Origin of the sequence: Pseudomonas sp. UBA6310, assembly GCF_002438225.1 — a bacterium.
GTDB classification, from domain to species: Bacteria; Pseudomonadota; Gammaproteobacteria; order Pseudomonadales; family Pseudomonadaceae; genus Pseudomonas_O; species Pseudomonas_O kuykendallii.
On sequence record NZ_DJTK01000010.1, the window covers coordinates 1 to 23,342 of the forward strand.

Sequence of the window (23,342 nt, forward strand, 5' to 3'; positions counted from 1 at the left end):
CATCCACCGTTACACCGCCCGGAGGATCGATGGAGCGCGATCCACCCTACGGCTGAACCCGTTTTGGGCGGCGGCCCCGCCCACATGCCAGTGGCGTTTATCATGCGCCATCGATTCCTTCGCAGCAGGAGCACCGGATGACCATCGCCCACCTGATCGACCCGCACACCCTCGCCCAGCGCCTCGGCCAGCCCGGCCTGGTCATCCTCGATTGCCGCTTCGCCCTGGAAGACCCCGCCTACGGCCAGCGCAGCTACGCCGAAGGGCATCTTCCCGGCGCTCATTTCGCCGATCTGGAACGCGACCTCTCCGCCCCGGTGCAGCCCGGCGTCACCGGCCGGCATCCGCTGCCCTCGCCGGCGACGCTGCTGCAGCGCCTGCGCGAGTGGGGCATCGACGACGACAGCCAGATCGTCATGTACGATGACGGCCCCGGCGCGTTCGCCGCGCGGGCCTGGTGGTTGCTGGCCTGGCTCGGCAAGCGCGACGGTCTGTATCTGCTCGATGGCGGGCTGAAAGCCTGGAAGGAAGCCGGCCTGGCGTTGACCCGCGACGTGCCTCCCGCGGGCAACGGAGGTTTCGACGGCGTAGCGGACGACAGCCTGGTGATCGACGCCGAGCGTCTGCTGCAACGTCTGCAGCAACCCGACATGACCTTGCTGGACGCCCGCGGCCTGCCGCGTTTTCGCGGCGAGGTGGAGCCCATCGACCCGGTGGCCGGACATATACCCGGCGCGCGCTGCGCGGCCTTCACCGACAACCTCGGCGCCGATGGACGCTTCCTGCCGGCCGAACAGCTGCGCCAGCGTTTCGCCGCCCTGCTGGAGACGCGCTCGCCCGATCGGCTGGTCGCCTACTGCGGCTCCGGGGTCACCGCCTGCCACAACCTGTTCGCGCTAAACCTTGCCGGATACCCGCTGGCGCCGCTGTACGCGGGCTCCTGGAGCGAGTGGATCACGAAAGTTGACCGACCGGTCGCAATCGGCGATTGAGAGTCAGTTTAAAAGCGCTCTAGACCGGCATTTACAGCTCAAACATCCGTTTCATCGGTTGAGCCTTCGAGCGCTTGCCGGGATTGTTGCGGAACAGGCATCATCGCGCCGCTTGCGAGCCAAGACTCGCTTGGAACTTCGACGATGCCGACACAGTCAGCTCGTTTAGTTTCACACCGACTAACAACAGGAGTCCCGAACCCGTGATAACAAAAACACTGAAAAGCGCCCTCGCCATCGCCATCGCGGCGGCCTCGAGCCAGGTATTCGCCTCTGGCTTCGCGCTCAACGAACAGAGCGTCAGCGGCATGGGCACCAACTTCGCAGGTCGCTCCTCTTCCGCCGAGGACTCCACCACCGTCTTCGGCAACCCGGCCGGCATGGCACGCCTGAAGCGCCAGGAAGTCAGCCTGGGCGCCGCGGCGATCATCGCCAAGACCGACATCAAGGACACCAGCGGCCTGCCGGGCAACGGCAGCAACGACGGCGACATGGTGCCGTTCACCGCCGTACCGGCCGGTTACTACGTCAACCCGCTGAACGACAAGTGGGCCTTCGGCTTCGGCGTCTACGCCCCGTTCGGCCTGATCACCGACTACGAAGGTGGCTTCCAGGGTCGCTACTTCGGCGACTACAGCGAAGTGAAGGTCGTCACCGCGCAGCCCACCGTCAGCTACCGCTTCAACGATCAGCTGTCCGTCGGCCTGGGCCTGACCGTCAACCGCATCTCCGGCAAGCTGGAAAGCGCGGTGCTCAATGCCGGCTCGCCCGGTATCAACGACGGTCGCGCACGCATCAAGGGCGATGACACCGCACTGGGCTACAACGTTGGCGTGCTCTACGAGTTCTCGCCGCAAACCCGCGCGGGCCTGACCTACCACTCGATGGTCGACTACAAGCTCGAGGGTGATACGCGTATCACCGGCGCTGGTTTCGGTCCCTTCTCGGGCAGCAAGTACGATGCTTCGCTGAAGCTGAAAACCCCGGAATCCGCCGACTTCTCGATCACGCACGACCTGAATGACCAGTGGACCGTCTACGGCGGCGCCACCTTCACCCGCTGGAGCCGTCTGGAATCCATCGTGGTGCAGAACGATGGCGTGCCTGCCCCGCTGGCCGGCAATTTCGGCACCATCACGGAAGAACAGAACTGGCATGACACCTGGGCCTACGCCATTGGCGCCTCCTACAAGCTGAACAAGCAGTGGGTGCTGCGCGCAGGCCTGGGCATGGACCAGAGCCCGGCCAACAACCAGGACCGCTCGCCGCGCATCCCGACCGGCGACCGCAAGACCCTGTCCCTCGGCTTCGGCTGGAGCCCGACCGAAGACCTGACCATCGACGTGGCCTACTCCTACCTGAAGGAAGAAGACGTCGACATCAACCAGGCCAGCGCGACCAAGGGCGTGTACAACGCCACTTACGAAAACAGCGCCCACGGTATCGGCACCCAGGTCTCGTACCGCTTCTAAGCGTCACCGGCAAAAACGAAAACGCGCGGCCCAGGCCGCGCGTTTTTTTGCTCGCCGCAGGGTGCGCCGCGCGCACCGCCGGCAATGCCTGCCTCAATCCGCCTTGCTTGCCAGCGCCTTCTGCACCGCCTCGACCAGCGCCGGGTCGTCCGGCTTGGTCTTGCTGTTGAACACGCCGACCACCTTGCCCTGGCGATCCACCACGTACTTGTAGAAGTTCCAGCGCGGCGCCTGGCCGTCGGCCTGCGCGGCCAGCTCGCGGAACAGCGGCGTCGCATCGCTGCCACGCACCGGCTGGGTCTGCGTCATGGCGAAGGTCACGCCGTAGTTCTGGTAGCAGACCTTGGCCGTTTCCGTCGCGTCGTCGTCTTCCTGGAAGAAGTCGTCGGACGGCACGCCGAGCATTTCCAGGCCGTCGCCCTTGTAGCGCTGGTAGAGCGCTTCGAGCCCCTTGAACTGAGGGGTGAAGCCGCAATGGCTGGCGGTGTTCACCACCACCAGCGCCTTGCCGGAAAACTGGCAGAGATCGAGGGTGTCCTTGGAGCGCAGCTTGGGTAATTCATGCTGCAACAGCGGCGGGCAGTCGGCAGCGAACAGCATCGGCGAGGCCAGCGAGGTGAGCAGCGCCAGCGGCAGAAAGCGGGATAGGGTCATGGCGATATCCTGATGAGGTCGGTTCAGGCTAGCTGCCGGAGCAGGCAGCGGCAATCGCCGTTCAACAGACGCCGACGCCCAGCTGCAACAGGGCGATGCCGCCGGCGCGCCAGCCGAACCAGGCCAGCGCCAGCAACGCCGCCACGCCAAGCGAGGCGCCGAGGCGCAGCAACAGGGTCCGGGTCACGCCGCCGGCCCTGCCGCCAGACGCGCCACCGGCTTCTCGCGTACCGGCCAGTTGAGCACCGCCGCGATCAGGCTGAGCAGGATCGACAATTGCCAGACCAGTTGATAACTGCCGGTGCTGTCGTACAGATAGCCGCCCAGCCAGCCGCCGAGGAACGCGCCCAACTGGTGGAAGAGGAAGACGATGCCGCCGAGCATCGACAGGTTGCGCACGCCGAACAGGGTCGCCACCGTGCCGTTGGTGAGCGGCACAGTCGACAGCCACAGCAGCCCCATGGCGATGCCGAAGGCGTAGGCGGTCCAGATCGTCAGCGGGGTGAAGACGAAGGCCGTGATCACCACCGCGCGCGCCAGGTACAGCCAGGTCAGCAGGCGCGGCTTGGACATCCGCCCGCCGAGCCAGCCGGCGATATAGGTGCCGAACACGTTGAACAGCCCGACCAGCGCCAGCACCGTGGTGCCGACCGTCGCCGGCAGATGCTGGTCGACCAGATAGGCCGGCAGGTGCACGCCGATGAACACCACCTGAAAACCGCAGACGAAGAAGCCCAGCGACAGCAGCCAGAATCCCGAATGGCCAACCGCCTCGTGCACGGCCTCGGAGAGCGTCTGCTCGTGGGCCTGAACCGGCTGCGGACGATCACGCAGCATGCCCGCCAGCGGCACGATCAGCGCCGCCATCAGGCCGAGCACCAATAGCGCCGCAGACCAACCTAGCCAGCCGATCAGGCCCAGCGTGCCGGGCAGCATGGCGAACTGGCCGAACGAGCCCGCCGCCGCCGCAACGCCCATCGCCATGCTGCGCTTCTCCATCGGCACGGCGCGGCCGACCACGCCGAGAATCACCGAAAACGAGGTGCCGGACAGGCCCAGGCCGATCAACAGGCCGGCGCTCAGCGACAGCGTCCAGGGCGAGTCGGCGAAGCCCATCAGCACCAGGCCGAGGGCATAGAGGACGCCGCCGATGATCACCGTGCGAATCGCCCCGAAGCGATCGGCCAGCGCGCCGGCGAAGGGTTGCGCCAAGCCCCAGATCAGGTTCTGCAGCGCGATCGCGAAGGCGAACACCTCGCGGCCCCAGCCGAATTCGGCGCTCATCGGCGGCAGGAACAGGCCGAAACCGTGGCGGGTGCCGAGGGACAGGGCCAGGATCAGCGCCGCCGACAGCATGATCCAGAACATCGGGCGCGAAGACGCAGCCATGTGAACTCCTAAGTTTTTGTTTTCATTCGAGGGCATGCAGCTCGTCGAGCAGCGCGATCAACGCCGCGCGCTTCTCGCTGCCGAACTTCTGCGTCAGGCGTAGCTGAGCGTCGTTCCAGGCGTGCACCGCGTCGTCCAGCCGCGCACGGCCCAGCGCGGTCATCGACACCAGGCGGTTGCGCTGGTCGACGGCATTGCCCAGCTCTAGAAGCCCCTGGCCTTCCAGCACGCGCACGTTGCGGCCGAGCGTGCTGCGCTCCAGCCCCATGGCGGCGGCAAGGTCGGTGATACTCGGCGATTCGAGCCGCTCGAGATGGCGCAGCAGGGAAAACTGCGCCGTGGTCAGCCCCACATCGGCTAGGGCGTCGTCATAGCGTTTGGTCACACCGCGGGCGGTGCGACGCAGTTGGGTGCAGAGGCAATGGGTCGTCGTCATGGATGCGTGTATATACCCGCATTCTCTCGGAGTCAAATCGTCGCACCCTGGAAGTCCTGCCGGAGGGCACCGACGCGCCTTCCGTCAGGCCGTCCAGAACTGACCGCCAAAGCACCGGTCACTAGTGGTCAAACGCGGTAAACCATGGAGCGCTCCGATGACCGAGCAACGCTATCTCTCATGCATCCAGGCCTGCAGCGCCTGTGTCATTGCCTGCGAAGCCTGCGCCGCCGCCTGCCTGCGCGAAGACGACGTGACGATGATGGCCGCCTGCATCCGCCTCGACCGCGATTGCGCCGATCTCTGCCGCCTCGCCGAAGCCCTGATGGTCCGCGGCAGCGACCTCGCCGAAGAAACCTGCCACCTCTGCGCCCTCGCCTGCCAGGCCTGCGCCGAGGAATGCGCCCGCCACTCTCATGAGCACTGCCAGCAATGCGCCCAGGCCTGCCAGCGCTGCGCGGCGGAGTGCGAGGCGATGGTGGCGTAGGGGCGGCGCGCGTTCAGGGATGATCGGAAAGATCCTCCCTGCCATTCGTTGTTGATGGCCTGCAGCTGCCATCGCCCAGTTTGCGTCGATCGGTAAAAGCGCGCTTGTGTGCCGGCATCTTCGTGGGGTTTCTCTCACGTCACGCCGCCCGATACCGATTGTCATCGGTGGACGCTGTAGCCCTTGAGCCAAGCCAGGCAATTGGCCATTATCCGAGTCCGCGCGCAGCCCTCGACCTTTCGGATCGCAATGGCTGCCAAAAGGCTTTGCTCAAGGAAGAAGCAATGGACTACGCCGTAATACTCCGTCCCCTGTTCAGCACGGCCACCTGGCTGATTCCCACCCTACTGTTGATCGGCCTGCTCAAATCGCCGTGGGCCAAGGGCCATATCGGCGAACTCCTGGTGCGGCTGTTCGCCCATTGGCAGCTGGATAGGCAAACCTACCGCCGCCTGCACAACGTCACCCTGAACACGCCCGACGGCACCACGCAGATCGACCACGTCTTCCTCTCGCCCTTTGGCATCTTCGTGCTGGAAACAAAGAACATGAGCGGCTGGATCTTCGGCAGCGAGAAGCAGGCGCAGTGGACCCAGAAGCTCTACAAGCACACCTTCAAATTCCAGAACCCGCTGCGGCAGGACTACAAACACCTCAAAGCCCTGGAAGCCACCCTCGGCGTCAACCCCGAGCACCTGCACTCGGTGATTACCTTCGTCGGCGACACCACCTTCAAAACCGAAGTGCCGGCCAACGTGACCCAGGGCATTGGCTTTATCCGCTACATCAAGTCGTTCCAGCAGCCGGTCTTCGGCGAGACTGAAGTCGACACCATGCTAAAAGCCCTCCAAACCGGCCGCCGCGCGCCGACGCTCGCTACACACCGCGAGCATGTGCAAAACCTCAAACTACGTAGTGATCCGACAGCCGAGCGGCAATGCCCAAAATGCGGGAGTGCATTGGTTATTCGAACCCGTAAAACAGGGGCAAAAGCGGGGCAGCAGTTTTGGGGATGCTCGGGGTTTCCGAAGTGCCGGACGATGCAGAGCATTTGAAATGTAGGAGGGAACTGTAAATTGTGGTCTGTCCCCTATTACCTAAATTCATCCAGTTTTCAGGCTTGCCCTTTCTCGATATTGCAGTGATGCACGCCAAGACTTCACATGGAGGGAATCGAATATGAAAACAGTGAGTATCGACCTAGAAAACTGCTACGGCATCAAGAAGCTGCAGGCTAACTTCGACTTTTCCAAATCAAAGGCCTGTGCCGTCTATGCGCCGAATGGATCTATGAAGTCTTCACTTGCACAGACCTTCCAAGATGTCGCAGACGGCGCCGCCTCCAAGGATCGCATTTTCCAAGCGCGCGCGTGCAGGCGCGAAATCAAGGACGAGACCGGTGCGGATCTGCACAAGGAAGGCGTACTCGTAGTTCGTCCATATGACGAGGTTTTAGGGCACTCTCCAAAGACTTCATCGCTGCTGGTCAACCCTACGCTACGCAAAGAGTATGAAGCCCTCCATGCCGATGTCGATGCGGCAAAGGATATCTTGCTGAAAGCTCTCAAGGAGCAGTCGGGCTCCAAGAGAGACATCGAAAAGGAGTTGTCATCTACCTTCACTGCGCGAGACGACCAGCTCTATGTTGCGCTGAATCGTATCAAAGACGAAATATCTGTGATGCCCGACGCCTTGCTCGCAACAGTCTCCTACGACGTTATTTTCGACGACAAGGTACTTGCTCTACTCGCCACGGATGAAGCGAAAGCTGCCATTCAGGACTACATCAAGAAATACAACGAGCTGTTGGCGGCATCGACCTACTTCAAGAAGGGTACATTCAACTACTACAACGCCGCGACAGTCGCAAAGCAGTTGGCAGACAACGGCTTCTTTGACGCGAAGCACTCCGTCACCCTGAATGCCGATACCAAGCTGGAGATTACCAGCCAGAAGGAACTCGAAGGCCTGATCGCCAAAGAGAAGGATGCAATCTCCAATGACGAGGATCTGAAAAGGAAGTTCGCGAAACTCGACAAGCTAATTCAGAAGAACGTCACCGTCCGCGACTTTGAAGCGTACCTAATGAACCATGAAGAGCTGCTGGTACGGCTAGGTAACGTGGCAGCGTTCAAGGAGGACGTTTGGAAGTCCTACCTGAAAGCGCGCTTCGAGCCGCTTCAGGATCTACTGAACAAATACCAAGCAGCCCAAGCCAGACGCAAAGAGATCGAAGAGCAGGCAGCGAAGGAGCGCACGCAGTGGGAAGAAGTTATCGATATCTTCAACGACCGCTTCTTCGTCCCATTCAAGCTGGAGGCAATTAACCGGCTGTCTGTAATCCTCGGTCAGGAGCCGATGCTAAGCCTTGCCTTTACGTTTGAGGATGGAACAGATAAGGCCGCAGTTGACCGTAACTCACTCGTGCAGGCTCTCAGCACGGGAGAAAAGAAGGCCCTCTACGTGCTGAACATCCTGTTTGAGATCGAAGTGAGAAAAAAAGCAAAACAGGAAACACTCATCATCGTCGATGATATTGCGGACTCGTTCGACTACAAAAACAAGTACGCCATTATTCAGTACCTGATGGACATTGCCGAGGACCCTCACTTCAAGCAGATCATCCTCACCCACAACTTCGACTTTTACAGAACTATTCAAAGCCGATTTGTTCGGTACCCGGACTGTTTCATGGCGTCGAAGACTGCTACAGGCCTAGTGCTGGAACAAGCTGCTGGAATTCAGAACGTATTCGTCAAAGACTGGAAGCCAAATTTCGCTGCAGAGCCGAAGAAAAAAATTGCCTGCATCCCCTTCATGCGCAACCTCATTGAATACACCAAGGATGCGGCGGACATCGACTTCGTAAAGCTGACGTCGCTTCTGCACTGGAAAGCAGACTCCGATCAGATCACGATTTATGACCTGGATGTGATCTTCAACAGACTATTCGGCCAAAACATCACTTCAGCCGAAGGTGAAAAAACTGTAATGGCACTCATCGAGTATGAGGCCAATGAGTGCCTGAGGGCGGCCGAGGGGATCAATTTCGAGAACAAGATCGTGCTTGCCATGTCCATCCGACTCAACGCCGAGCGCTTCATGGTCAAACGCATCAACGATCCGGCTTTCGTCGCGCGCATTGATTCAAACCAAACGCCAAAGCTGCTGAAAAAATTCCGAGAACTGTTCGGCACCGAGCTTGAGACGCTCAAAATCCTTCAACGCGTGGCCTTAATGACTCCGGAAAATATTCATCTAAATTCCTTTATGTATGAGCCCATTCTGGACATGTCCGATGGACACCTGCGGAAGCTATATGGCGAGGTGATCCTGCTCGCGTAATGTCGTACCGATAGCAGCTCATTCAGACTGAGAAGATATTCAGGATCTGAACGCTATTTGGTACAAAGAACCGGTACACCAGCGGTACAGTGCTCAACTTTTACAGATTCCTCCAAATTACGCTTAAACCGCTCTACGTCGATACTTTCAGCTAACTGTACCTGCGCTTGACTACGCACGATTTCACTGGGCTTGCAGCGTTTCCAGGCAACTCATAATCCTTTGCCCTTACAACGCCAACCCCACAAGAACAACAACCTCAACCAACTCCAACACTGCCCCCACCGTATCCCCGGTACACCCGCCCAGCCGCTTCATCATCGCCCGCCGCAGGTAGGCGAATAGTACCGCCGCGAGTAGCAGAGCCCCTGCCCCGCTCCAGCCTGCGATCAGCAGAGCGCCCAGCGCCGTGGCTGCCAGCACGTAGCGTGCAGTGCTACGTGGCAGGTGGTCGGCCAGGGCTTGGCCGAGGCCGCCTTGGCGGATGTAGGGGGTGGTGAGGAACAGCGCCAGCGGGGTGGCGCGGGCGAGGATGGGGGCGAGGAAGAGCGCCTGGGTATCGCCTTGTTGCAGCAGCGCCAGCAGCGCGGCGAATTTGAGGAGCAGGACCAGCACCAGCACCACCACGGCGATCGGGCCGCTGCGGGGGTCTTTCATGATGGCGAGGGTGCGTTCGCGGTCGCCCAGGCCGCCGAGCCAGGCGTCGGCGCTGTCGGCGAGGCCGTCCAGGTGCAGGGCGCCGCTCAAGCCGACCCAGAGCGATAGCAGCAATGCCGCATGCAGGGCGGCGGGGCTGCCGACCAGCAGCGCGTTGGCGCCGAGCAGGATCAGCCCGATCAGCGCGCCCACCAGCGGGTAGTACAGCAGCGAGCGGCCCAGTTGCTCGGGGCTGGGCATGCCGGGCAGGCGGATCGGCAGGCTGGTGAGGAATTGCAGGGCGATCAGGAACGGCTGCATGGGGCTCCAGCGCTGCGCGCGGCGCAGGTTACGGGGTTGGATCGATCGTGAGGTCCAGCCGATGGCATTCGCCGTGGCCGACCACCACCGAGAGCAGTTCGCCGCGCGGCAGGCCGCGGGCGCGCGCCAGCAGCAGTCGCATCACGCCGGCGTGGGTGACCAGCAGCACGCGCTGCCCGGCGAAGCGCCGTTGCAGCCGCGCCAGGGCGCCGAGCACGCGCGTCTCGAAGGCCGCCAACGGTTCGCCGCCGGGCGGCGTGAAGCCGTAGGGGTCGGCCCAGAAATGGCCCAGCGCCTCGCTGTCGGTTTCCATCAGTTCGGCGGCGCTGCGCCCTTCCCACTCGCCGAAATGCAGTTCGCGCAGGTCCGCCTCCAGGTGCAGCGGCAGGCCGCGCTCGGCGGCCAGGGCGTCGGCGAAGGCGGCGCAGCGCTGCAGCGGCGAGCTGACCAGCACGTCCCAGGGGCCATGCGTGGCGATGCCGTTGCGCATCTGCTCCCAGCCGGCAGCGGTGAGCGCGTCGTCGAGACTGCCGCGAAAGCCGCCGCCACATTCGGTCTCGCCGTGGCGCAGCAGGTCGAGTCTCATCGGTCGGACACCGCCGCCTCGGCGAAGGTGGCCATCTGGTTGTGCAGCGCGCAGGCCAGGCGCAGCAGCGGCACCGCCAGCGCCGCGCCGCTGCCTTCGCCGAGGCGCAGGCCGAGGTCGAGCAACGGTTGCGCGGCCAGGGCATCGAGCACGCGGACGTGGCCCGGCTCGGCGCCACGGTGGCCGAACAGCAGCCAGTCGCGGCAGTCCGGATTCAGGCGCACGGCGAGCAGCGCGGCGACGCTGCAGATGAAGCCGTCGACCAGCACTGCCACGCCCTCCTGCGCGGCAGCGAGGTAGGCGCCGACCAGCGCGGCGATCTCGAAGCCGCCCAGGCGCCGCAGCACCTCGAAGGGATCGCCGAGAAAGGCGGCGTGCAACGCCAGCGCGCGCTCGATCACCGCCGCCTTGCGCGCCACGCCGCCGGCATCCAGGCCGGTGCCGGGGCCGACCAGCTCGCGCGCCGGCAGGCCGAGCAGCGCGCAGGCCAGGGCGCTGGCGGCGCTGGTGTTGCCGATGCCCATTTCGCCGCCGATGAACAGGTCGGCGCCGCTCGCCTTGGCGCGCAGCAGGCTGTCGCGGCCGGCCTGCAAGGCCAGGCGCAGCTGCGCGTCGCTCATCGCCGCCTCCCGGGCGAAGTTGCCGGTGCCCGCGCCGAGGTTCAGGTGCAGCACGCCGGGCAGCGCGTCGAGCGGGAAGGCGGTGCCGAGATCGACGACTTCCAGGCGCGCGTCCAACTGGCGGGCGAGCACGCTGATGGCTGCGCCGCCGCCGACGAAGTTGCGCAGCATCTGCCCGGTGACTTCCTGCGGATAGGCCGAAACGCCCTCGGCGACCACGCCGTGATCACCGGCGAACACCGCGATCCACGGCAGGCGGATATCCGGTCGGCCGCCCTGCAGGGCGGCCAGCGCCAGCGCGACCCCTTCCAGCTGGCCCAGCGAACCGGTCGGCTTGGTCAGTTGCGCCTGGCGCGCCTCGGCCTCGGCGCGCTCGGCGAGGTCCAGCGGACGGCAGGCCTGCCGCCACCAATCGATGGTCATAACGGTGCTCCCTTGAGAATCATCGGCAGGCCGGCGACGGTGAAAACCACCCGTTCGCAGCGCTCGGCCAGGGCCTGGTGCAGCCAGCCAGCTTCATCGACGTAACGCCGCGACAGTTCGCCCATCGGCACCACGCCGAGGCCGGTTTCGTTGCTGACGAACAGGATTCGCCCCGGCAGCTCGGCCAGGGCGTCGAGCAGCGCGTCACGCTCGGCGGCCAGGCGCTGCGGATCGTCCAGCATCAGCAGGTTGGTCAGCCACAGCGTCAGGCAATCGACCAGCAGGCAGCGCCCGTCCGCCGCCTGCTCGCGCAGCACGCCCGCCAGGCGCAACGGTTCCTCGACCAGTCCCCAGTGTGCCGGGCGGCGTTCGCGATGGGCGCGGATGCGGCTGGACATCTCGCCGTCCAGCGCCTGGCTGGTGGCGAAATAGACCACCTCGAGGCCGGACTCCGCGGCCAGACGCTCGGCCAGGCGGCTCTTGCCCGAGCGGGCGCCGCCGAGGATCAGTTCAGGCATGGGTCAGCGTTTCCAGAGGATGGGGTGATCGAAAAGCGGTGAATGTGAAAGGCGACATCCACCCTACGGATCGGTGTGAACGTAGGGTGGATCGCGCTCCACCGATCCACCGATTGGGATTTCGGCAGGCGAATGGAGACACCGGCCGGCCGCATCAGAGTCCGCATAGCGCCCTCAGGCGATCGGTATCCAGGTTCGCCTCGACCAGATCGGCCAGGCGCTCGATTTCGCGTTCGCGCAGGGCGTGGTAATCGCTGTGCTCGACCTCGCGCACGCCGGCCCAGCGCAGCAGCGCGGCGCAGGCTTCGGGCGCCTCGAACAGGCCGTGCAGGTAGGTGCCGATGACCTGGCCGTCGGCGCTGCGCGCGCCGTCCTGGCGACCGTCATCGAGGATCACCAGCGCCTCGTCCAGCGCACTGCCGGTGCTGACGCCAGCGTGGATTTCGTAGCCGCTGACGGCGGCGCCTTCCAGGCTGAGGCGTCCGCTGACCAGGCGCAGCTGCTTGTCCGCCTCCAGGCGCGTGTGCAAATCGAGCAGGCCGAGCCCGTCGCTGCCGCCGGCGTCGCCCTCCAGGCCGAGCGGATCGTCGATGCGCTGGCCGAGCATCTGCAGACCGCCGCAGATGCCCAGCAGCTTGCCGCCGTAGCGCAGGTGCCGGGCGATGGCGAGGTCCCAACCGTTGGCGCGCAGAAACGCCAGGTCGCGGCGGGTGCTCTTGGAGCCGGGCAGGATGATCAGGTCGGCCGGCGGAATCGGCTGGCCGGGGCCGACGAAGCGCAGGTCGACCTGCGGGTGCAGGCGCAGCGGGTCGAAATCGGTGTGGTTGCTGATACGCGGCAGCACCGGCACCAGCACCCGGAGGCGCTCGCCCTGCTTGCCCGGCTGACGCGCGTCTATCGCGTCCTCGGCTTCGAGGTGGAAGTCCATCAGGTACGGCAGCACGCCGAGCACCGGCTTGCCGGTGCGCGCCTCCAGCCAGTCCAGGCCGGGGCGCAGCAGTGCGATGTCGCCGCGGAAGCGGTTGATAACGAAACCGCGGACGCGCGCCCGTTCGCTCTCGGAAAGCAGTTCCAGGGTGCCGACCAGATGGGCGAAGACACCTCCCTTGTCGATGTCGGCGATGAGGATCACCGGGCAGTCCACCGCCTCGGCGAAACCCATGTTGGCGATGTCGCCCTGGCGCAGGTTGATCTCGGCCGGCGAGCCGGCGCCCTCCACCATCACCACCCGATAGGCCTCGCGCAGGCGCCCGTGGGAGGCCAGCACCGCCTGCATCGCGGTGGGTTTGTAGGCGTGATAGGCGACCGCGTTCATGTTGCCGACCGCGTGGCCGTGGATGATCACCTGGGCGCCGATGTCGCTGTTGGGCTTGAGCAGCACCGGGTTCATGTCGGTGTGCGGCGGCAACTTGCAGGCCTGCGCCTGCACGGCCTGGGCTCGGCCGATCTCGCCGCCGTCGGCGCTGACCGCGCTGTTCAGTGCCATGTTCTGCGGCTTGAACGGCGCCACCGCCACGCCCTGGCGCTGCAGCCAGCGGCACAGGGCGGTCACCAGGGTGCTCTTGCCGGCATCCGAGGTGGTGCCCTGCACCATCAGCGTGGCGCTGGCTTTCATGCACGGCTCCGGGCGAAGACTTCCAGCGCCGACTCCAGGCGCTCCCAGGCCGGCTCGTCCGGCGGCAGGCCGAAGCGCAGGCTCGACGGCGCGGCGAACAGCCGAACCAGGATGCCGTGGCAGGCCAGGTATTCGTGCAGCAGCGCGGCGTGCTCGCTGACCCACCACTGGAACAGCGCGCAGCCACCGGTCGGGCTCAGGCCGTGGCCGGCCAGCAGGTCGTGCAGCCGCGCGCCATCGGCTTCGAGGCGGCGTCGCTGGCCGGCCTGGCCCTCGTCGTCCAGCAGCAGCGTGCGCGCGATGCTGCGCGCGGCACCGCTCACCGCCCAGGGGCCGAGGATTTCATCGAGGCGATCGAGCAGCTGCGGCTGTGCCAGCACGAAGCCCAGGCGCAGGCCGGCCATGCCGAAGAACTTGCCGAACGAACGCAGCACGATCAGCCCCGGCAGGTGGCTGTGCGCCGCCAGGCTGTGCTCGGGAGTGGCGTCCATGAAGGCTTCGTCGACCACCAGCCAGCCGCCGCGCTCGACCAGCCGGGCGTGCCATTCCAGCAACTGCTCGGTGGGAATGCGCCGGCCGGTGGGGTTGTTGGGGTTGACCACCACCAGCACGTCGAGGCTATCCAGACTGCGCCGCACGCCCGCCTCGCTGATCTCCAGCAGGCGATGGCCTTCGCGGCGCCAGGCCTCGGCGTGTTCGGCGTAACAGGGCGAGACGATGCCCACCTGGCAGTAGCGACGCAGCCTCGGCAGCGCCTGGATCGCCGCCTGCGAACCGGCGACCGGCAGCAGCGCCTCGACGCCGTAGAACCGCCGCGCGGCCTGCTCCAGGCCGTCGTCCCGCTCCGGCAGGCGGTTCCACGCCTCCATCGGAACCTCCGGCAGCGACCAGCCGTAGGGCGCGATGCCGGTGGACAGGTCGAGCCAGTCGGCAAGGCCGATGCGGTATTTCTCCGCGGCTTTGCGCAGGCCGCCTCCATGGTTAAGCATTCAGCAGACTCCCGATGACCAGCAGCAGCAACCACGCCGCCACGCCGCGGCGCACCAGGCGCATCGCCCGGCGGATGTCCTCGCCACGCGCCACGCCGCCCTCGCCCAGCGGCGGACGATAACGCATCTCGCCGTGATAGATCGACGGTCCGCCCAGCACCACGCCCAGCGCCCCGGCACCCGCCGCCATTACCGGGCCGGCGTTCGGGCTACTCCACTGCGGTCCCTGCAGGCGCCAGCAGCGCAGCGCGCGGCGGGTTTCACCGAGGAGCGCGTAGGTCAGCGCGACCAGCCGCGCGGGCAGGTAATTCAACACGTCATCGAGGCGCGCCGCGGCCCAGCCGAAGCGCTCGAAGCGCGCGTTGCGGTAGCCCCACATGGCGTCCAGCGTGTTGCTCAGGCGATACAGCACCACGCCCGGTGCACCGGCCACGGCGAACCAAAACAGCGCGGCGAACACCGCGTCGCTGCCGTTTTCCAGCACCGACTCGGTGGCGGCCAGGGCCACGCCGTTTTCGTCCAGTGCCGAGGGTTCGCGGCTGACGATGTAGCCGACCCGCCGCCGCGCCTCGTCCAGGTCACCGCGCTCCAGCGCATCGGCCACCGGCTGGGCGTGTTCGTCCAGGCTGCGCAGGCCGATGGCGAGGTACAGCAGCAGCGCCTCGACGAGCCAACCGAGGTACGGCAAACGGCCCAGCGCCCAGGCCAGCAGGGTCAGCGGCAGCACCGCCAGGCACCAGCCGAGCACGCCGTTCAGCCGCGTGCCGCCGTTCACTCGGTTCAGCCGCGTCTCGATGGCGTCGGCCAGGCGACCGAAGCCCACCAGCGGATGCCAGCGCTTCGGCTCGCCGAACAGCGCGTCCAGCGCGACGCCGGCGCAGGCGCCCAGGGCCACGGCGATCATGGCTTCTCGCCCCACTGGTTGCCGAACAGCATGGCCTCCAGCGGCTGCGCCTGGGTCCAGCCTTCGCCGACCAGCATCGGCTCCGGGTAGAAGGCCTGCACCGGGCCGAGGCAGAGGATCGCCACCGGCTTGGCGCCGGACGGCATGCCGAGCAGGTCGGCCAGGCGCTGCGGATCGAACAGCGACACCCAGCCCATGCCCAGCCCTTCCGCGCGAGCCGCCAGCCAGAGGTTCTGGATGGCACAGGACAGCGAGGCGAGGTCCATTTCCGGAAGCGTGCGGCGGCCGAAGACGTGCGCCTCGCGACCGTCCTTCAGTGCGGCGACCAGCAGCTCTGCGCAGTCGCGCACGCCTTCCACCTTGAGCCGGAGGAAGTCGTCGCGCCGCTCGCCCAGGGCATCGGCGGTGAGCAGGCGCTCCTCCTCCACCAGCCCGGCGATGGCCTCGCGCAGCGCCGGACGGGTGATGCGCAGGAAGCGACAGGGCTGCATGAGGCCGACACTGGGCGCCTGGTGCGCGGCCTGCAACAGCCGGGTCAGCAGTTCAGGGGCGATTTCGCCGCCGCTGAAGTGCCGCATGTCGCGGCGCTCGGCGATGGCCCGGTAGATCGCCGCGCGCTCCTCGGCGCTGTAGGCCCATTCGTTCATGGCAGGAACCAGGTCGCCGCCGCACGCGGGTTGGACGGCATGTAGAAGTGGATGTAGGAAGCCGTCAGTCGGCCCTGGCGATACACCGCCTCGGCGGCGCCGCGACCGTTCGGACACTCGCCACGGGCCAGCGGCTGCAGCGCGCAGTCCAGCGTCGAATGGTGGTAGGTATGCCCGCGCACGCGGCCTTCCGGCAGGTCCACCGCCTGCAGCGCGAGCGCGCTCAGGCGTGGCTGCAGACGCGCTTCTCCCGGCAGCAGGCCGAGCATCTCGCCGCGCTCGCCGGCCTTGTCGCTGAGCCCGTCGAGCAGGTAGAGCATGCCGCCACACTCGGCGAGGATTGGTTTGCCTGCCGCGTGGTGCGCCCTGATCGCCGCGCGCATCGGCCAGTTGCCCGCCAGCCGCGCCAGGTGCAGCTCGGGGTAGCCGCCGGGCAGGTAGAGGCTGTCCACCGTCGGCAGGGTTTCATCGTCCAGCGGCGAGAAGAACCGTAGCTCGGCACCCAGGCGACGCAGCAGGTCGAGGTTGGCCGCATAGAGAAAGGCGAAGGCCGCATCCCGCGCCACGCCGATCCGCACGCCGCGCAGCAGCGGTTCGACATCACCCTCCTCCTGCGGCGCGACGAAGCTCACGGCGGCCGGCAGCGCGGTGTCGGCGCTCGCCGCCAGGGCATCGGCGGCGCTGTCCAGGCGCTCGTCAAGATCGAGCAGTTCCTCCGCCTGCACCAGCCCCAGGTGGCGGCAGGGCAATTCGATGCCGGCGGCGCGAGGCAAGGCGCCGTACCAGCGCTGCGTGGCGGGCAGGCTGGCGCGCAGCAGCTCGGCGTGACGCGCGCTGCCGACGCGGTTGGCGAGCACGCCGGAGAACGGCAGGTCGGCCTGGAAGGTGGCCAGGCCGTGGGCGACGGCGGCGAAGGTCTGCGCCATCGCCGCGGCATCGATCACCGCCAGCACCGGGAGGCCGAAGGTGCGCGCCAGATCGGCGGCGGACGGCGTACCGTCGAACAAGCCCATCACGCCCTCGACGAGGATCAGGTCGGCTTCCTGCGCGGCCTGCCACAGCTGCCGGCGGCACTCCGCCTCGCCGACCATCCACAGGTCCAACTGGTAGACCGGCTGGCCGCTGGCCCGCTCGAGGATCATCGGATCGAGGAAGTCCGGGCCGCACTTGAACACCCGCACACGCCGTCCCTGGCGCGCATGCAGGCGCGCCAGGGCGGCGGTGACCGTGGTCTTGCCCTGCCCGGAGGCGGGCGCGGCGATCAGCAGGGCGGGACAGGCGCGGGTTTCGCTCACGGGCGGGGACTCCACGTCGAGGGCGTGCGGGGCGTCGGGGTGGAATCGCGATGGCCGCTCATCATCACCGTCCTAGAGCGCCTGGTAGCGCACCGCGAGGTACACCGCCTGCCCCGGCTGGTTGTAGGTGGCGGCCGTCTCGTACTCGGCGCCGAGCAGGTTGGTGACCTTCGCCTGCAAGCGCCACTCCGGGTTCAGCCAGTACTCGCCGCGCAGATCGACGGTGGCGAAGCCGTGCAGGTCGGTGGTGTTGGCCGCGTTGTCCCAGCGACGCCCCTCGGCATGCAGCGACGCGCCGGCGCCGAAGCGACCGAAGCGGCGATCCAGGTCGAGGTTGAACAGTTGCTCGGCGCGGCGCGGCAGCAGGTCGCCCTGATTGGCGCGGTCGGAACGGTTCTGCGGGTCCTGGAAGGTGGCGTTGGTCGACCAGTCCCAGCCGAGCCAGTCGCCGGCCAGGCTGAGTTCGACGCCGCGGATCACCGCTTCGTCGATGTTGTAGGCGCGCAGCCCGTTGCCGGCGTTGAAGTAGGCGATGAGGTTGTCGATCTCGTCGTAGAAGGCGTTCACCGACCAGGTGCCCCAGGCGTGCTGCCCTTCCAGGCCGAATTCGAGGTTGCGCGATTTCTCCGCATCGAGGTCCGGGTTGCCGTTCACCGGGTGATAGAACTGGTTGAAGGTCGGCGCCTTGAACGCGGTGCCGTAGCTGCTGGTGAAGCGCAGCGCATCGCTCAGCGCGAACGCCCAGCCGAGGTTGCCGGTGGTGTGGTTGCCGAACTGCTCGTTGCGGTCGCGGCGCAGGCTGAGCTGCCACTCGTTGCGCCCGAAGCTGGCCAGGTACTGGCCGAACAGCCCGTCGTTGTCGCGCGAATCCTCGCGGAAGGCGGTGGTGCCGTTCACCTCGTCGTGCAGGTGGTCGTAGCCGAGCGTAAGCAACTGGCCGGCGGCGACGCTGAAGTCGTTCTGCCAGCTGAAGCTGTCGCGACGGGTGTCGATGCGGGTGTTGAAGGTGGAACCGGAGTAGGTGTCGTTCTTGTCCTCGCTGCGGCCGGCCTGCAGGGTCATCAGCCACGGCTCCAGGGGACGATAGCGGGCGCGGGCGCCGGCGACCTTCTGCACGCCGTCGGCGTTGGCGCGGGTGCCGGAATCGTAGTCGTTGTGCGAGCTCGACTGCAGCAGGTTGCCGTCCAGCTCCAGGCCGCTGGCGAAGCGATAGCCACCGCTGAAGGTGCCGGCCAGTTCGCGGTAACCGTCCGCGTCGGGCTCGTAGCCGGCCGTGGCGGAGCGCGCGCTGATGCCGTCGGTGGCATTGCTGCTGACGCCCAGGTTGTACCAGCCGTCGCGATCGCCACCGGAAACGCCGGCGCTGCCGCTGTAGCTGTCGTGGGTCCCGTAGCCGGCGGAAAGGAATGGCTTGGCGCCGCCGTTCGCATTGCCCTTGCGGGTGAAAATCTGGATCACCCCGCCGATGGCGTCCGAGCCATACAGCCCCGAACGCGGGCCGCGAACCACCTCGATGCGCTCGATCAGCTCGACCGGCAGGTTCTGGAAGGCGACGTCGCCGGTGGTCGCCGAACCGACGCGGACGCCGTCGATCAGTACCAGCACATGGTTGGAGTTGCTGCCGCGCAGGCTGACCGAGGTGCTCTTGCCGGGGCCGCCATTGTTCACCAGGCTGACGCCGGGGACGCGACGCAGCAGTTCGGGCACCGAGGTAGCCTGGCTGCGCTCGATCTGCTCGCGGTCGATCACCGTGGTCGCCGCGATGCCCTCCTGCGAGGTGCGCGTGGCGGTGCTGACCTGTTCGTCGAGCAACAGGGGCTGTTCGGCCGCTACGGCCAGGGAAAGCGAGGAAAAGCCCAGCAGCGAAAATGCCGCGGGCCTGAGGAAAGGCTTGCGTTTCAAGGAATGGTCTCCGCCGTGCCACCCGCACGACATAAGCAGGGAAAGGCGGCGGAGAGCAGCGACGCAGCGGCCAGGACAACGGCAGATACGCCCAGCAACGCCCTCCGCGATGCCGTGAACTGCGACAGGCCGGTCTCCGGGCTTGCGAGAGGAACCTTCGGGTTCCGGCGAACGCACCTTCCCATGCAGAGCACAGTGGTTAACGCGGTCGCACGACTCGCCTACCGTTGCGGGGGCAGCGCCGGAATGGTCCTTCTCGGGGTTCGAGGCAGGACGCACCGGCTTCCCTGTTTCACCCCGCCGACGTCGATCGGAGGGGCACCTGAAGCAAGCCGCGAAGGGTAGAGGCTGGGCAGGAACGCGTCAATCGTCGGCATCCGGGAGCACCTGACCGGCATGTTCGGCGACCGGGATTTCGCTTCGGCAGGGACTTTTTCCGCAGCGAACCTATCGAAACCTCTGTTACGTCCCCCGAACGAGGCCAAGGCAGGTACTGTTTCGCCCATGACGACGATCCTACAAATCTCCGACACCCACTTCGGCACCGAGCGGCCGGAGGTGGTGGCCGCCCTCGAAGACCACGTGCGCGAACACGGCGCCGACCTGCTGATTCTTTCCGGCGACATCACCCAGCGCGCCCGCCCGGAGCAGTTCGCCGCCGCGCAGGCCTTCGTCCAGCGCCTGGAACGCCACGGTATCCCCGACACGCTGGTGATTCCCGGCAATCACGACATCCCGCTGTACAACGTCATCGAGCGCTTCCTCAGGCCGTACGCCAATTACCGGCGACATTTCGGCAGGGAGCTGGAACCGGTGTTCGAGAATGACGAACTGCTGGTGATCGGGCTCAACACCACCGCGCCACGTCGCCACAAGGATGGCCTGGTGACCACGGAACAGGTGCGCCGCGTCTGCCAGCAACTGCGCACCTCGGCGCCCGGCAAGCTGCGCATGGTGGTGGCGCACCAGCCGTTCGGCGCGATGGTCAGCAGCGACTTGAGCAACCTGCAGCACGGCGCCTCCCATGCGCTCAGCCGCTGGGCCGAGGCCGGGCTCGACCTGGTGCTGGGCGGGCACATTCACCTGCCCTACGTGCTGCCCCTGAGCAAGCAGTATCCGCAGCTGTCGCGGGAGATCTGGATGGTGCAGGCCGGGACCACACTCTCTTCACGGGTGCGCGGGACTTCGCCGAACTCCTTCAACAAGCTGCGCGTCGGCAAGGCCGGCAGCAAACAGGCGTGCGTGGAGCGCTGGGACTGGCTCGATGGCCGCTTCGTCCTCGGCTCGCATTTCGATCTGGAATGGCCGCTGCCCGGCGCCGCACGGCAGGCGTGAGCACGGGCACGGCGTAGAGGTTGGCTCAGGGGTTGCGTGCGAGGTGATCGCCGTCGAGCACACGCTTGGCGCTCAGGTAGCTGCGCTGCCAGTAGGCATCGGCCAGCCTGTCCAGGCGAACCGTGCCGCCGCTGGATGGCGCATGCACGAAGCGCCCCTCGCCCACGTAGATGCCGGCATGGCTGACGGTGCGTCCGCCGCTGGTGGCGAAGAACAGCAGATCGCCCGGCTGCAAGGCAGCGCGTGACACGCTGGGCGCGCGCAGGTTGACCAGTTCTCCGGTGGAGCGCGGCAGCTTGATGCCGGCGGCGTCGCGATAGACGAAGCCGATCAGCCCGCTGCAGTCGAAGCCGCTGTCCGGCGTATTGCCACCGTAGCGATAGGGCGTGCCGACGAGGCCGAGCGCGCGGAACAGCACGTCATCCGACGAGGGCGAGAACTGTGCGGTGGGATCGACGAATACCGGCTGGGGAGCCGAGGGCGGCGGGCTGCTGGCGCAGGCACCCAGTAGAGCGGCGACGAATATGAGCGAGAGACGAGCCGGACAGGCCATGACGGGCGATCCTTATCCTGAGTGCGGCTACTCTGCCGACAGCCCGGCCCGGACGCAAGCCCGGGCCGCGCAAGGGATCAGGGGCGGTAGCTGCTCTTCGCCAGGGAAGTCTGGGCGACCAGTACGCGCTTGCCTTCCATGAAGCTGGAACGCCAGTAGCGATCGTCCAGGCTGTCGACCCGAACCCCACCGCTGCGGCGGCTGGAGGAATGGATGAACTGGTCGTCGCCGATGTAGATGCCGGCGTGGGACACGCGGCCACGGCCACGGTTGTTGAAGAGGATGATGTCGCCCGGCTTGAGGTCATTGCGCGCCACCAGCGGCGCGTCCAGGTTGATCAGCTCGCGGGTCGAGCGCGGCAGTTGAATGCCCGCCTCTTCGCGGAACAGGAAGCCAACGAAGCCGCTGCAATCGAAGCCGGTTTTTTCGCTCAGGCCACCGAAGCGGTAAGGCGTGCCGACCAGTTGGAAGCCGCGCTCGAGGATGCTGTCGGCAAGGTCGGGCAGCTTGTAGGACTTGTCCGAGCTGAAGTGCGCGGGTTGCTCGGCAACCTCGTCGCGGGCTTCGTCGTCAGCGTCGACATCGACGTTGGCGAAAATGGATTCGGCAGCGGTGGAGCTGCGGCTGTGAACCGGCAGGGACTGGTTCGACTCGGTTTGCAGCGAAGTTGAAGAGGTGGTGGCGCAACCGGTGACTACGAGTAACAGAGCCAAAGGCACGAGGGGTGCGAAGCGCTTAAGCATGGGCACGGCCGTGTCGGAAAGTTGAAGACGGCCGGACTATGCCTTCTGAACAACCCATTTGCAAATTTTATGGAACCAAATGTGACGTCAGAGTTTCGACGAAACATCTAACCGCGCCTGAGCCTTCACGTCGCCCGCGAAGAGTCAGTTTTCGTCGAGATGGGATGCAACGCCGCCGTGATGGGGCTGGCGACATGCGCCATTTTTGTGACGCTAAATCGTTCGCTGGTGGAATCACGTTTTTTGAGGCGACGAACGGTGCGGCAATCTGTCCCGGCGATCAGTGATTGGTGGTGTGCGCCAGCATCACCGACAGCTGACACAACGGCCGACCGCTCTCTTCGCGCCAGGCATTGAATGCGGCCTGCACCGCGGCAAGGTCCTTTTGGCTGGTCGGCGCCTTGTCGATCACGTCCTGAGCCTTGAGGGCGGCGACCATGTCGTCGGTGGGGATGAAGGTGTCCTTGCCGATCATCCGCAGGAAACGCGGCGCCGACAGCCCGCCGAGCTGGTTGCCGTGCTTCTTCAGGTAGGTCCACAGGCCGACGATATCGCTTTCCGGCCAATCGGCGATCAGCGCGCCGAACGAGCCTTTTTCCCGTGCCACGTCGAGGATCATCTGCGCGTTGCGTGGCACGCTCTTGAGCTTGCCGAGGTGGCGGATCAGACGAGCGTCCTGCATCAGTCGCTCGAGGTGCTCGGCGCCCATCAGCACCACCTTTTCCGGGTCGAAGCCGAAGAACACCTGCTCGAAGGCAGGCCACTTGGCGTCCACCAGGCTGTGCTTGAGCCCGGCGCGGAAGATTCGCAGGCTGATCGTCGACAGATAACGGTCATCGCCGAGGGCGCGCAGCTGGGCAGCGCTCAACGGCTGCGGCAAGCGCGCCTCCAGTGCCTTGGCCGAACCGAAACGGTTCAGGCAGTACTCGTGCAGCCATTTGTAATCACGCATCGGAAATCATCGGCCTTAGCGATTTTGCATCTCGTAGGGGGCGGCGAAGCTGCCGTCGCTGACGTCCATGAACGCGGTGCCGTCGCCGCCGAGCAGCTGGATGCGTCCGCTGAAACGGCCCTTCACGCCCCAGTCGTCGATCGATTCGATGGTCAGGCTGAGGTGATCCTCGTCCGGGCGGAATGCCGACCAGATCGTCGTGCCGCGGCTCTTGTCGCCCTTGGACTGGATCGCGTAGCGGCTGATCAGCTTGGCGGCCGGTAGCGAATAGGTGCCCGGCTCGATGCGCTTGCCCAGGCTCCACAGCTCGATGTCGTAGCTGTCCGGGGAGTCGGGGAGATGACCGCCGACCACCAGATGTTCGCGGTCGCCGCCCATCTGCGCTTTCAGCCGTTCGTTGAAGGCCATCGGCTTGCCGTCGAGCTTCAGGGTCAGGTGCCCCTCTTCAGCCGAACCACCGCAGGCAGCCAGCAACAGGCATCCCAGCACCACCAGCACAGTGCGCATGCGCTTTCCTCATGGACAGTC

The 23,342-nt window shown here is 65.9% G+C and carries 24 protein-coding genes and 1 riboswitch; of the genes, 6 read left to right on the forward strand and 18 right to left on the reverse strand.

What is annotated here, in order from left to right; all coding sequences use genetic code 11:
* Nucleotides 1–137: 137 nt before the first annotated feature.
* Both B3E91_RS01720 and B3E91_RS01725 read left to right on the forward strand, forming a co-directional pair.
* Nucleotides 138–992 (forward strand): sulfurtransferase, encoded by an 855-nt coding sequence (locus B3E91_RS01720; protein WP_287028103.1) that lies wholly within the window; start codon nt 138–140, stop codon nt 990–992.
* Nucleotides 993–1,195: 203 nt separating this feature from the next.
* Nucleotides 1,196–2,464 (forward strand): OmpP1/FadL family transporter, encoded by a 1,269-nt coding sequence (locus tag B3E91_RS01725; RefSeq protein ID WP_287028104.1) that lies wholly within the window; start codon nt 1,196–1,198, stop codon nt 2,462–2,464.
* 93 nt (nt 2,465–2,557) lie between these two features.
* Here the strand turns inward: B3E91_RS01725 and B3E91_RS01730 are convergent, their stop codons facing one another.
* The 4 genes from B3E91_RS01730 to B3E91_RS01745 form a co-directional block, all read right to left on the reverse strand.
* Nucleotides 2,558–3,064 carry a glutathione peroxidase gene (locus tag B3E91_RS01730; protein WP_414708180.1) on the reverse strand — a complete coding sequence of 169 codons (507 nt, stop codon included), beginning with the start codon at nt 3,062–3,064 and terminating at the stop codon, nt 2,558–2,560.
* Nucleotides 3,065–3,179: 115 nt separating this feature from the next.
* Nucleotides 3,180–3,305, reverse strand: coding sequence for a hypothetical protein (locus B3E91_RS01735; RefSeq protein ID WP_287028133.1), 126 nt, complete (start codon nt 3,303–3,305; stop codon nt 3,180–3,182).
* Nucleotides 3,302–4,507 (reverse strand): MFS transporter, encoded by a 1,206-nt coding sequence (locus B3E91_RS01740; RefSeq protein ID WP_390896972.1) that lies wholly within the window; start codon nt 4,505–4,507, stop codon nt 3,302–3,304. Before B3E91_RS01740 ends, B3E91_RS01735 begins: the two co-directional genes overlap by 4 nt.
* A 22-nt stretch (nt 4,508–4,529) precedes the next feature.
* A complete protein-coding gene (locus B3E91_RS01745) occupies nt 4,530–4,943 on the reverse strand; it encodes a MarR family winged helix-turn-helix transcriptional regulator (RefSeq protein WP_287028106.1) in 414 nt (137 codons plus the stop codon).
* Between the two features lie 157 nt (nt 4,944–5,100).
* On the opposite strand from B3E91_RS01745, the gene B3E91_RS01750 reads away from it, so the two are divergent.
* From B3E91_RS01750 to B3E91_RS01760, 3 genes are all read left to right on the forward strand, one after another.
* Nucleotides 5,101–5,430 carry a four-helix bundle copper-binding protein gene (locus B3E91_RS01750; RefSeq protein ID WP_090227735.1) on the forward strand — a complete coding sequence of 110 codons (330 nt, stop codon included), beginning with the start codon at nt 5,101–5,103 and terminating at the stop codon, nt 5,428–5,430.
* 284 nt (nt 5,431–5,714) lie between these two features.
* Nucleotides 5,715–6,485, forward strand: coding sequence for a nuclease-related domain-containing protein (locus B3E91_RS01755; protein ID WP_287028108.1), 771 nt, complete (start codon nt 5,715–5,717; stop codon nt 6,483–6,485).
* A 124-nt stretch (nt 6,486–6,609) separates the two neighbouring features.
* Entirely contained in the window at nt 6,610–8,775 is a 2,166-nt protein-coding gene (locus B3E91_RS01760) for a hypothetical protein (RefSeq protein WP_287028109.1), read from the forward strand.
* A gap of 228 nt (nt 8,776–9,003) precedes the next feature.
* Here B3E91_RS01760 and B3E91_RS01765 read toward each other — a convergent pair whose 3' ends face one another.
* The 10 genes from B3E91_RS01765 to btuB form a co-directional block, all read right to left on the reverse strand.
* A complete protein-coding gene (locus B3E91_RS01765; RefSeq protein WP_287028110.1) occupies nt 9,004–9,732 on the reverse strand; it encodes an adenosylcobinamide-GDP ribazoletransferase in 729 nt (242 codons plus the stop codon).
* A gap of 28 nt (nt 9,733–9,760) precedes the next feature.
* Nucleotides 9,761–10,318 carry an alpha-ribazole phosphatase family protein gene (gene cobC / locus B3E91_RS01770; protein ID WP_287028112.1) on the reverse strand — a complete coding sequence of 186 codons (558 nt, stop codon included), beginning with the start codon at nt 10,316–10,318 and terminating at the stop codon, nt 9,761–9,763.
* Nucleotides 10,315–11,361: a nicotinate-nucleotide--dimethylbenzimidazole phosphoribosyltransferase gene (gene cobT / locus B3E91_RS01775; protein WP_287028114.1), complete on the reverse strand. Its 1,047-nt coding sequence runs from the start codon at nt 11,359–11,361 to the stop codon at nt 10,315–10,317. The genes cobC and cobT overlap by 4 nt, the downstream gene beginning before the upstream one ends.
* Entirely contained in the window at nt 11,358–11,879 is a 522-nt protein-coding gene (gene cobU / locus B3E91_RS01780) for a bifunctional adenosylcobinamide kinase/adenosylcobinamide-phosphate guanylyltransferase (RefSeq protein WP_287028115.1), read from the reverse strand. Before cobU ends, cobT begins: the two co-directional genes overlap by 4 nt.
* Before the next feature lie 154 nt (nt 11,880–12,033).
* Nucleotides 12,034–13,494: a cobyric acid synthase gene (locus B3E91_RS01785; protein WP_287028116.1), complete on the reverse strand. Its 1,461-nt coding sequence runs from the start codon at nt 13,492–13,494 to the stop codon at nt 12,034–12,036.
* A complete protein-coding gene (cobD, locus tag B3E91_RS01790; RefSeq protein WP_287028117.1) occupies nt 13,491–14,483 on the reverse strand; it encodes a threonine-phosphate decarboxylase CobD in 993 nt (330 codons plus the stop codon). Before cobD ends, B3E91_RS01785 begins: the two co-directional genes overlap by 4 nt.
* Nucleotides 14,476–15,387, reverse strand: a complete 912-nt coding sequence (gene cbiB, locus B3E91_RS01795) for an adenosylcobinamide-phosphate synthase CbiB (RefSeq protein WP_287028118.1) — start codon at nt 15,385–15,387, stop codon at nt 14,476–14,478. Before cbiB ends, cobD begins: the two co-directional genes overlap by 8 nt.
* Nucleotides 15,384–16,034 carry a 5,6-dimethylbenzimidazole synthase gene (gene bluB, locus B3E91_RS01800; protein ID WP_287028119.1) on the reverse strand — a complete coding sequence of 217 codons (651 nt, stop codon included), beginning with the start codon at nt 16,032–16,034 and terminating at the stop codon, nt 15,384–15,386. Before bluB ends, cbiB begins: the two co-directional genes overlap by 4 nt.
* Nucleotides 16,031–17,329: a cobyrinate a,c-diamide synthase gene (locus tag B3E91_RS01805; protein ID WP_287028120.1), complete on the reverse strand. Its 1,299-nt coding sequence runs from the start codon at nt 17,327–17,329 to the stop codon at nt 16,031–16,033. The genes bluB and B3E91_RS01805 overlap by 4 nt, the downstream gene beginning before the upstream one ends.
* 72 nt (nt 17,330–17,401) lie before the next feature.
* Nucleotides 17,402–19,231, reverse strand: a complete 1,830-nt coding sequence (gene btuB, locus B3E91_RS01810; protein WP_287028121.1) for a TonB-dependent vitamin B12 receptor — start codon at nt 19,229–19,231, stop codon at nt 17,402–17,404.
* 110 nt (nt 19,232–19,341) lie between these two features.
* Nucleotides 19,342–19,572, reverse strand: a riboswitch (cobalamin riboswitch).
* Nucleotides 19,573–19,735: 163 nt separating this feature from the next.
* Here btuB and B3E91_RS01815 point away from each other — a divergent pair.
* A complete protein-coding gene (locus tag B3E91_RS01815) occupies nt 19,736–20,566 on the forward strand; it encodes a metallophosphoesterase family protein (protein WP_287028122.1) in 831 nt (276 codons plus the stop codon).
* A gap of 25 nt (nt 20,567–20,591) precedes the next feature.
* Here B3E91_RS01815 and B3E91_RS01820 read toward each other — a convergent pair whose 3' ends face one another.
* The 4 genes from B3E91_RS01820 to B3E91_RS01835 form a co-directional block, all read right to left on the reverse strand.
* Entirely contained in the window at nt 20,592–21,119 is a 528-nt protein-coding gene (locus tag B3E91_RS01820) for a C40 family peptidase (protein WP_273231235.1), read from the reverse strand.
* A gap of 77 nt (nt 21,120–21,196) precedes the next feature.
* Nucleotides 21,197–21,862 carry a C40 family peptidase gene (locus B3E91_RS01825; RefSeq protein ID WP_273231233.1) on the reverse strand — a complete coding sequence of 222 codons (666 nt, stop codon included), beginning with the start codon at nt 21,860–21,862 and terminating at the stop codon, nt 21,197–21,199.
* A 280-nt stretch (nt 21,863–22,142) separates the two neighbouring features.
* Nucleotides 22,143–22,814, reverse strand: a complete 672-nt coding sequence (locus tag B3E91_RS01830; protein WP_273231230.1) for a DNA-3-methyladenine glycosylase I — start codon at nt 22,812–22,814, stop codon at nt 22,143–22,145.
* Nucleotides 22,815–22,829: 15 nt separating this feature from the next.
* Nucleotides 22,830–23,321, reverse strand: a complete 492-nt coding sequence (locus tag B3E91_RS01835) for a hypothetical protein (protein ID WP_287028123.1) — start codon at nt 23,319–23,321, stop codon at nt 22,830–22,832.
* Between the last annotated feature and the right edge of the window lie 21 nt (nt 23,322–23,342).

Excerpts from the sequence above, each read along its gene's own strand:
- B3E91_RS01720 (WP_287028103.1), top strand. The coding sequence starts at position 138 with ATGACCATCGCCCACCTGATCGACCCGCACACCCTCGCCCAGCGCCTC.
- B3E91_RS01730 (WP_414708180.1), bottom strand. The coding sequence starts at position 3,064 with ATGCTGTTCGCTGCCGACTGCCCGCCGCTGTTGCAGCATGAATTACCC.
- B3E91_RS01740 (WP_390896972.1), bottom strand. The coding sequence starts at position 4,507 with ATGGCTGCGTCTTCGCGCCCGATGTTCTGGATCATGCTGTCGGCGGCG.
- B3E91_RS01745 (WP_287028106.1), bottom strand. The coding sequence starts at position 4,943 with ATGACGACGACCCATTGCCTCTGCACCCAACTGCGTCGCACCGCCCGC.
- B3E91_RS01750 (WP_090227735.1), top strand. The coding sequence starts at position 5,101 with ATGACCGAGCAACGCTATCTCTCATGCATCCAGGCCTGCAGCGCCTGT.
- B3E91_RS01755 (WP_287028108.1), top strand. The coding sequence starts at position 5,715 with ATGGACTACGCCGTAATACTCCGTCCCCTGTTCAGCACGGCCACCTGG.
- B3E91_RS01760 (WP_287028109.1), top strand. The coding sequence starts at position 6,610 with ATGAAAACAGTGAGTATCGACCTAGAAAACTGCTACGGCATCAAGAAG.
- B3E91_RS01765 (WP_287028110.1), bottom strand. The coding sequence starts at position 9,732 with ATGCAGCCGTTCCTGATCGCCCTGCAATTCCTCACCAGCCTGCCGATC.
- cobC (WP_287028112.1), bottom strand. The coding sequence starts at position 10,318 with ATGAGACTCGACCTGCTGCGCCACGGCGAGACCGAATGTGGCGGCGGC.
- cobT (WP_287028114.1), bottom strand. The coding sequence starts at position 11,361 with ATGACCATCGATTGGTGGCGGCAGGCCTGCCGTCCGCTGGACCTCGCC.
- cobU (WP_287028115.1), bottom strand. The coding sequence starts at position 11,879 with ATGCCTGAACTGATCCTCGGCGGCGCCCGCTCGGGCAAGAGCCGCCTG.
- B3E91_RS01785 (WP_287028116.1), bottom strand. The coding sequence starts at position 13,494 with ATGAAAGCCAGCGCCACGCTGATGGTGCAGGGCACCACCTCGGATGCC.
- cobD (WP_287028117.1), bottom strand. The coding sequence starts at position 14,483 with ATGCTTAACCATGGAGGCGGCCTGCGCAAAGCCGCGGAGAAATACCGC.
- cbiB (WP_287028118.1), bottom strand. The coding sequence starts at position 15,387 with ATGATCGCCGTGGCCCTGGGCGCCTGCGCCGGCGTCGCGCTGGACGCG.
- bluB (WP_287028119.1), bottom strand. The coding sequence starts at position 16,034 with ATGAACGAATGGGCCTACAGCGCCGAGGAGCGCGCGGCGATCTACCGG.
- B3E91_RS01815 (WP_287028122.1), top strand. The coding sequence starts at position 19,736 with ATGACGACGATCCTACAAATCTCCGACACCCACTTCGGCACCGAGCGG.
- B3E91_RS01820 (WP_273231235.1), bottom strand. The coding sequence starts at position 21,119 with ATGGCCTGTCCGGCTCGTCTCTCGCTCATATTCGTCGCCGCTCTACTG.
- B3E91_RS01825 (WP_273231233.1), bottom strand. The coding sequence starts at position 21,862 with ATGCTTAAGCGCTTCGCACCCCTCGTGCCTTTGGCTCTGTTACTCGTA.
- B3E91_RS01830 (WP_273231230.1), bottom strand. The coding sequence starts at position 22,814 with ATGCGTGATTACAAATGGCTGCACGAGTACTGCCTGAACCGTTTCGGT.
- B3E91_RS01835 (WP_287028123.1), bottom strand. The coding sequence starts at position 23,321 with ATGCGCACTGTGCTGGTGGTGCTGGGATGCCTGTTGCTGGCTGCCTGC.